At 64.5% G+C, this 7,839-nt stretch carries 9 protein-coding genes; 5 read left to right on the top strand and 4 right to left on the bottom strand.

Translation table 11 applies throughout. From position 1 onward, the window contains the following. Nucleotides 1-73 precede the first annotated feature (73 nt). Complete coding sequence (locus WCE35_RS17775; RefSeq protein ID WP_424594639.1) at nt 74-697, top strand: 2,3-bisphosphoglycerate-dependent phosphoglycerate mutase; 624 nt, start codon at nt 74-76, stop codon at nt 695-697. Then, the gene (locus WCE35_RS17780; protein ID WP_424594640.1) at nt 694-1,224 is read left to right on the top strand and encodes an N-acetyltransferase family protein; all 531 of its coding nucleotides are present in this window, start codon (nt 694-696) and stop codon (nt 1,222-1,224) included. Before WCE35_RS17775 ends, WCE35_RS17780 begins: the two co-directional genes overlap by 4 nt. Here the strand turns inward: WCE35_RS17780 and WCE35_RS17785 are convergent. Both WCE35_RS17785 and WCE35_RS17790 read right to left on the bottom strand, forming a co-directional pair. Next, nucleotides 1,221-2,117, bottom strand: a complete 897-nt coding sequence (locus WCE35_RS17785; RefSeq protein WP_424594641.1) for a methylated-DNA--[protein]-cysteine S-methyltransferase — start codon at nt 2,115-2,117, stop codon at nt 1,221-1,223. The genes WCE35_RS17780 and WCE35_RS17785 overlap by 4 nt on opposite strands. Before the next feature lie 55 nt (nt 2,118-2,172). Next, complete coding sequence (locus WCE35_RS17790; RefSeq protein WP_424594642.1) at nt 2,173-2,694, bottom strand: DUF2244 domain-containing protein; 522 nt, start codon at nt 2,692-2,694, stop codon at nt 2,173-2,175. 22 nt (nt 2,695-2,716) lie between these two features. Between WCE35_RS17790 and nth the strand changes: the two genes are divergently transcribed. After that, on the top strand, nt 2,717-3,481 hold the full coding sequence (nth, locus tag WCE35_RS17795; protein WP_424594643.1) for an endonuclease III: 765 nt from the start codon (nt 2,717-2,719) through the stop codon (nt 3,479-3,481). A gap of 39 nt (nt 3,482-3,520) precedes the next feature. On the opposite strand, the gene WCE35_RS17800 is transcribed toward nth, so the two are convergent. After that, nucleotides 3,521-4,273 (bottom strand): sulfate transporter family protein, encoded by a 753-nt coding sequence (locus WCE35_RS17800; protein WP_424594644.1) that lies wholly within the window; start codon nt 4,271-4,273, stop codon nt 3,521-3,523. A gap of 243 nt (nt 4,274-4,516) precedes the next feature. On the opposite strand from WCE35_RS17800, the gene WCE35_RS17805 reads away from it, so the two are divergent. Continuing rightward, nucleotides 4,517-5,686, top strand: a complete 1,170-nt coding sequence (locus WCE35_RS17805) for a CaiB/BaiF CoA transferase family protein (RefSeq protein WP_424594645.1) — start codon at nt 4,517-4,519, stop codon at nt 5,684-5,686. A gap of 7 nt (nt 5,687-5,693) precedes the next feature. Then, entirely contained in the window at nt 5,694-6,641 is a 948-nt protein-coding gene (locus WCE35_RS17810; RefSeq protein ID WP_424594646.1) for a hydroxymethylglutaryl-CoA lyase, read from the top strand. Nucleotides 6,642-6,658: 17 nt separating this feature from the next. On the opposite strand, the gene WCE35_RS17815 is transcribed toward WCE35_RS17810, so the two are convergent. Next, nucleotides 6,659-7,645 carry a YiiX/YebB-like N1pC/P60 family cysteine hydrolase gene (locus WCE35_RS17815; protein WP_424594647.1) on the bottom strand — a complete coding sequence of 329 codons (987 nt, stop codon included), beginning with the start codon at nt 7,643-7,645 and terminating at the stop codon, nt 6,659-6,661. Nucleotides 7,646-7,839: the final 194 nt, after the last annotated feature.

Consider the following 7,839-nt stretch of genomic DNA (forward strand, 5'->3'; position numbering starts at 1 on the left):
CGCGTTGGCGCGGAGATCATGCTCGAACGATAAAGAATTTGCGGCTTCTCGAAACGAAACGGAAATCAAGGGAATGAGCGACCGTCTTCTCGTGCTCGTGCGTCACGGCCAGAGCGAATGGAACCTGAAAAATCTCTTCACCGGCTGGAAGGACCCTGACCTGACCGAGCAGGGCATCGCGGAAGCCAAAGAGGCCGGCCGCAAGCTGAAGGCGCAGGGGCTGTCGTTCGACATCGCCTTCACCTCGGTGCTGAAGCGCGCCCAGCACACGCTCGATCTGGCGCTGGCCGAGATCGGCCAGAGCGGGCTGCCGACAAGAAAGCATCTTGCGCTCAATGAGCGCGATTACGGCGAGTTGTCGGGCCTGAACAAGGACGATGCCCGCAAGAAATGGGGCGAGGAGCAGGTGCTGACCTGGCGGCGTTCCTACGACGTGCCGCCGCCCGGCGGCGAAAGCCTGAAGGATACGCTGGCGCGCACGCTGCCCTATTACGTCCAGGAGATCCTGCCCTGCGTGCTGCGCGGCGAGCGCACGCTGGTCGCAGCCCACGGCAATTCGCTGCGCGCGCTGATCATGGTGCTGGAGAAGCTGACGCCGGAACAAATCCTCAAACGCGAGCTCGCGACCGGCGCTCCGGTGATCTACTGGCTCAATGCCGATTCCACGGTGGCCTCGAAGCTCGACCTCGCGGCGTGAGTGCCGGCGTCGAAATCTCTGTTCTCACCGCGCCGGTTCCGGACGCGGCGCTCGATCAGCTCGCGTCGGTGCTGGTCGATTGCGTCGAAGGCGGCGCCAGCGTCAGTTTCATGTCGCCGTTCCCGCATGAGCAGGCACTTGCGTTCTTCCGCAAGGTCGCGAACTCGGTCGCGGCAGGCGACACCGTGCTGCTCGCCGCCCGGCTGGACGGCCGGATCGTCGGCACGGTGCAACTCGGGCTGGACACGCCGCCCAACCAGCCGCATCGCGCCGACCTGAAGAAAATGCTGGTACATCGCGCCGCGCGCGGACGCGGCATCGGTACTGATTTGATGGCGCGGGTGGAAGCGGAAGCGAGGCGGCTCGGCCGCCGGCTGCTGGTGCTCGATACCGTTCCCGGCGAGAACGGCTACCGGCTTTATCGGCGGTCGGGCTGGACCCAGGTCGGAATTATCCCAGACTACGCGATGTTTCCGGACGGGAGATTGTGCGACACCGCCTTGTTCTGGAAGCGGCTGGACCGTTAGTGGATTCCCACCTGTCCTGCCTCCCAGCCCAGCATCGCCTGTTTGCGGGTGATGCCCCAGTGATAGCCGGTCAGCGCCCCGCTCTTGCCGAGCGCGCGATGGCAGGGCACCACGAACGACACCGGATTGCGTCCGACCGCCGCGCCGACGGCGCGCGATGCCTTCGGGCTGTTGATGTTGCTGGCGATATCCGAATAGCAGACCGCGCGGCCCATCGGAATCTTGAGCAGCGTCTCCCACACCCGCACCTCGAAATCGGTGCCGATCAGGACCACGCGCAGCGGCTGGTCCGGACGCCACAGTCTGGTGTCGAAGATGCGTTGCGCGAGATCCGCGGTGCCATCGCGATCCTCGACATAGCTGGCGTTCGGCCAGCGCCGCTTCATGTCGGCAAAGGCGGCGGACTCCTCGCCGGGATCGGCGAAGGCGAGGCCGGCCAGGCCGCGGCCGCTGGCGATCACGATCGCGGCGCCGAATGGCGAGGGATGAAAGCCGTAGCGCAAGGCCATGCCGGCGCCGCCGTTCTTCCATTCGCCCGGCGACATCGCCTCATGGGTGACGAACAAATCGTGCAACCTCCCCGGGCCCGACAATCCGGAGTCGAGGGCGGCGTCGAGCACGCTGGCGGAATCCCGCAGCAGGCTTTTGGCGTGATCGAGCGTCAGCGCCTGCATGAAGGCCTTTGGCGTCAGCCCCGCCCAGCGGCGGAATAAGTGGTGCAATTCATCCGGCGTCACCGCGGCGGCGTCTGCCATCGCCTCGATGGTCGGCTGCGCGCGCCAGTTCGCCGAGATGAAGGCGATGGCGCGCCGCACCGAATCATAGTCGCGCAGCGCGGCATTCAGGGGGCCCGGCTTGGCCAGGCGCTGGTCGTTTATGGCGAGGGTCATCATGAGGCTCAAGGTAGGCCGTGTTCAGCGCGCAAGCCACCCGATTTCCGATTGCCAGCTAACTGATGGGATTGTAGCGCGGGCCACGCCGGGCGGCCTGCAGCGCGGCGAGCAAGGCTTTGGCAAAGCTGGCTTTTTCATCCGGTCCCAGAAAGCGGCCGATCGAGACGTGACGGCCTTTGGAGACCAGATAGAGCCGCTCGATGCCGAATTCGGCATCGGTCTTCTGGTCGAGCCGCACCCATAGCGGATTGAGCACCCATTCCACCACGTGACCGCGGTGGCTGACCCGGCGTACACGCAATTCCGACGGCGTCACCGTAATTTCCTCGCAGGCCGCGGCGCGGCGGAAATTGATCCGGAACGCCCAATAGATCACCAGCACGTCGAGGCTGAAAAAGCCGAACACCGGCCAGGCGCCCATGATCCAGAACACGACGCCGGCGGCGAAGCTGACCGCACTGAGCAACGACATCAGCACCACAAATCCGGTGCGGTTGAGCGAGCGGTGCGGCGTCAGCAACGCCTGGAACAGTTTTGTCTGTTCGCACGCGGAATCAAAGTCGTTGCTTGCGGTCATTGCCTGTCAGTATACCGGGATCATGGCCAAAATCATCCGCCCGTTACGTGCCAGGAAACCTTCCGTCCGACCTGCGCCGAAGAAACCGGTGAAGAAAGCCGCCGCCAAATCTCTGCCCGGACGCACGGCAAAAAAGTCGCCGAAGGCAAAGCCCTGGACCGCCGCCGAGGTGCATGAGGCGTTCAGCCGGTTCCGCAACGCCAATCCCGAGCCGAAGGGCGAGCTGGAGCATCTCAACCCCTACACGCTGCTGGTCGCCGTGGTGCTGTCGGCGCAGGCGACCGATGCCGGCGTCAACCGGGCGACGCGCGCGCTGTTCATGGTGGCCGATACGCCGCAAAAGATGCTGGCGCTTGGCGAGGAAAGGCTGCGCGATACCATCAAGACCATCGGGCTCTACCGCAACAAGGCCAAAAACGTCATCGCGCTGTCAGAAAAGCTGATCGCCGAATTCGGCGGCGAGGTGCCGCGCAGCCGCGCCGAAATCGAGACGTTACCGGGCGCCGGGCGCAAGACCGCGAACGTCGTGCTCAACATGGCCTTCGGCGAACACACCATGGCGGTCGACACCCATGTGTTTCGCGTCGGCAACCGCACCGGGCTGGCGCCCGGCACTACGCCGCTCGAGGTCGAACTCGGACTGGAGAAGGTGATTCCATCCGAGTTCATGCTGCACGCCCATCACTGGCTGATCCTGCACGGTCGCTACACCTGCCTCGCCCGCAAGCCGCGCTGCGCGCTGTGCCTGATCAACGATCTCTGCCGCTGGCCGGAAAAGACTATCTAACCTTCATCTCCCCGCAAGTGCGGGGCGAGGGAGAAGGGGTCACGCCGCCGGTACGCTTGTCTTCCGCGTCGGCTCGATCAGTTCGGGCCGCGGGCCACTCAATCGCTTGTGCATGTGGACCATCAAGGCCATGCCGAACAGCGGCGTCGCCAGATTGACAATCGGGATCGACACGAACGCTGCGATCATCAGCCCCGCGGTGAACACGATGGCGGCGTTGTCCTTGCGCATTGCCTTGGCTTCGGCCGGCGGGCGAAACCGCATCGCTGCGAGTTCGAAATATTCCCGGCCGAGCAACCAGGCGGTTGCGATGAAGAACGCAACGAAGCCCGCGCCGGCCACGAACACGAACGGCAGCGCGATCAGGTAGACCAGAATCGTCAGCAACGCGGTCTTGATGCCCTCGGTGATGGCGAGGCCGAACGGGAGCGCGGTGCCGGGACGCTCCGCCGGATAATGCTCGCGCTCGACTTGGTCGGCGACGTCGTCGACGAATACGCTGGCCACCAGCGAGGTGATCGCTGGCATCAGGAAGATGCCGCCAAGCACAACGCCGAGGCCGGCAGCGATCGAGACGATCCAGGCGAGAATATTGAGCGGCGTGTGGAAGCCGGGGCCGAGCATGGCTTCGCCCCAGTCTTCGCCATAGACCGCGAACCAGCTCAACAGCCGCTGCAATCCGATCGCCAGTGCCGTGATCAAAACCAGCGCAAGGCCGATCGATCGCCACAGGATGGTGCGCATCGCCGGTGACAGGATTTGCGAAAGCGCCTTGACGGCGGCGTCCAGCATGGCGGGTCTGCCTCTCAGGAAAAGCCCTCGCGACAGGTAGACATGCGCCGCGTCTTCGGCAAGAGCCCGGGCGCGTTCCGTCGGGTGTCGAGCGGCTCGCGGCGCCACGCCCGCCGGGCCGGCGGCCGCCATGCATTGGCGTCATGCAACGGTGATGAGGCCGCTCGGCAGATTATGTTTTCCAGCGGGCGCTCGACGGCCTAGTCTGGTCTGCCAAGGACCGAACGCGTAAGGGAGAAAACGATGAGCGGGACCGGACTGCCGCTTGACGGCGTAAGGGTCGTCGAGATGACCCACATGGTGATGGGGCCGACCTGCGGCATGATCCTGGCGCAGTTGGGGGCCGAGGTCATCAAGGTGGAGCCGCCCGCCGGCGACAAGACCCGCAGCCTGGGCGGCATGGGGATCTCGTTCTTCCCGCTGTTCAACCGCGGCAAGCGCAGCGTGGTGCTCGACTTCGCCAGGCCCGAGGACCGCGAGACCATGGATCGGCTGCTCGCCGGCGCCGACGTGTTTCTGGAAAATTTCCGCGACGGCCAGCTCGACAGGCAGGGGCTTGGCGCCGAAGCGCTGCGCCGCAAGCATCCGCATCTGATTGTCGCCGGTCACAAGGGTTTTCTGTCCGGTCCGTACGAGCATCGCCCGGCGCTCGACGAGGTCGTGCAGATGATGTCGGGGCTCGCCGCCATGACCGGCACGCGGGAGCGTCCGCAGCGGGTCGGTTCTTCCGCCAACGACATCATGGGCGGCATGTTCGGGGCGATTTCGATCCTGGCTGCGCTCTATCAGAAGCGCGGCGGCAGCAAGGACGGCGCCAACATCCGCATTGGCCTGTTCGAGAACTGCCTGTTCCTGGTCGCGCAGCACATGGTCGAGTATGAAATGACCGGCAGGAAGCCGCGCTCGATGCCCGAGCGCGAGCATGCCTGGCCGATCTATGACATTTTCGACACCGCCGAAGGCGATCGCATTTTCATCGGCGTGGTCACCGAAGGCCATTGGCAGAGCTTTTGCCGCGAGTTCGGGCTGAAGGAATTTGCCGACGATCCGACGCTGCGCGACACCACCGACCGAATCCTGGCGCGGGCGCGAATCATTCCGCGCGTGGCCGAAGAGATCAGGCGCTGGAATGCCGCGGATCTTTCCGCGAGACTCGACGCGCTCAACATCTGCTTCTCGCCGATCAATCGGCCCGAGGATCTCCTGTGCGATCCGCATGTGCTGCGGCCCGGCGGGCTCGTCAACAATTTCAATGCCGACGGCAAACCGTTCCGTGTCCCGGCATTGCCGGTAGAATGGAACGGCGGCAATATCGGCGAAGGGTTGCAAGTTCCGGTGCTTGGCGCCGACACCGCGGAGGTCCGCGCCGAACTCGACCGACCGAAATTTTCTTCAACCGGCAACGCCGCGTGAGGCTCGCATGACCCGCGTTCAAGACGTCTATCCCGACAACAGGCTGGTCCTGCGCGAAGTGGGCCTGCGCGACGGCCTGCAGCTCGTGAAGGCCTTTCCATCGACCACGGCCAAGCAGCGCTGGATCCGCGACGAATACGCCGCCGGCGTCCGGCATTTCGAGGTCGGCTCGTTCCTGCCCGCCAAAACCTTCCCGCAATTCGCCGACGTCCGCGATATTATCCGGACCGTCGCCGCGCTGCCGGGCGCGCATGGCGTCGCGCTGGCGCTGAACGAGCGCGGCGTCGACGAGGCGCTCGCCTCGGGCGTCGCTGAAGTCGCTTCGGTGGTCTCGGCCACCGAAGAACACAGCCAGGCCAATGCCAATCGCTCGCGCGATTCGGCCATTGCCAACATCAAGCGCCTCTGCGAGCTGCGCGACGCCAGCGCGCACAGGCCGCTCGTCAATGCCGCGATCTCGATGGCGCTGGGCTGTTCGATCGTTGGACCGGTTGATCCAGATGAAGTGATCCGGCTGGCGGAGAAATGCTATGAGGCCGGCGTCGATATGGTCGCGATCGCCGACACGGTCGGCTATGCCGGGCCGAAGCAGGTCGGCGAGTTGACCAGGGAGGTGGTCAGGATCGCCGGATCGAAGCCGGTCTGTGTTCACCTGCACGACACCAGGGGGATGGGCATCGCCAACGCCTCGGCCGCGCTCGATGCGGGCGCGCGCGTTCTCGACGGCTCGCTGGGCGGTCTCGGCGGCTGTCCGTTCGCGCCCGGGGCCACCGGCAATGTGGTGTTCGAAGACCTGGTGTTTCTCTGCGAGAGCAAGGGATTTGCCACCGGCATCGATCTGCAAAAACTGGTCGCGGTGCGCGCGATCCTGCGTTCGGAAATGCCGAATGAGTCGCTGTATGGCGGGCTTGCCCGCGCCGGATTGCCGTGCGCGACGGCGGCCAGGGCCGCCTGAGCCTTAACCACCAGTTGCTACGCCGCGTTCTCGCGCCTGCGGGAGCGGCGCTCCGGTGGTCGCACCGGGACATATTCGACGGCAAGGAAATGCTCGGTGATCTTGATGCGCTCGACCAGCGTCGAGGCGGATTCGGCCGAGGTCACTTCCGCAGCCGCAGCCCGAACCTGCGTCTCTTGGTCAATCTCCTCAGGAACAAGCGACGGCGACTCGATCTCCCGAAACACACCGAATTCGCCCGCTACCTCCTGGAGCGGCTTTTGCTTGTCGGCCCAGTGCAGCGCGGTGTAGTCGAAGCCGTGCACGATGGTGGGTTTGACGATTTCGAAATAGGGCGAGATGTCGAAATCGCGCGGCATGTAGAGCGAGGAATCCCGGATATGCAGGATCTCGCGCCGGGCCTTTCGGCTGGCGGCGCGGGTGATCTTGGGCAGGATCGGATAGCGCACGGCGTCGAACGCCTGCGCGATCAGCGCCGAGCAGATCATCTTGGTGGGATCTCCGGAACCGAGCGCGATCATCCGCCGCCGCCAGCGCTGCGGCACCGGCAGCGGAAACAGAAAGCGCATCAGGTCGACGATGTTCTTGGTATCGTAGCCGAAACCGATCCGGTTGATGGCGTAGCGGCACACCGTGTCGCGGTCCTCGAACGACAGGCCGACCGGGCGGCTCAACCGCGTGTGATAGGGAAAATATTTCGACAGCGGCGACGAGGCCACGCCCTCGCCGACATTGGCCTCGATCAGGACATGCGGCTCGCCGTCCGGCTCGGACGCGCCGTCGATCGGACCGACATAGAGCGCGGCATGCGACCAGGTCGACTGCGTGAGATACTTGATGATGCCGGAAATCCGGTTGTTGCCTTCCACCAGCAGGACATCGCCGGGCTGGATGATGCCGCGCAGATGTTCCGGATCGCTCGGCGTGAACGGCTCATAGCCGGGGACTTCCTTTTGCAGGTAGCCCGCAATCAGCTTGCCGACGGTATCGAGCACAAGCCCCATAAAACTCTCCCACGGCGGCTCTTTGACCGCCTTTTTCCGTTCCATATCATGATCGGGAGCCGTTTCAATTTAGTTCATGCACAAAGCCGATCAATCATGATTGATTCACCATGATGGTTGCCGCTCTCGCCCGGATGCGGCAAGGTTCGCTGACTGTTCTACTTTCTTCAAGCGCCCGGAAACCATGACATGAC

The sequence above is a fragment of the Bradyrhizobium sp. genome (assembly GCF_049691595.1).
GTDB lineage: Bacteria > Pseudomonadota > Alphaproteobacteria > Rhizobiales > Xanthobacteraceae > Bradyrhizobium.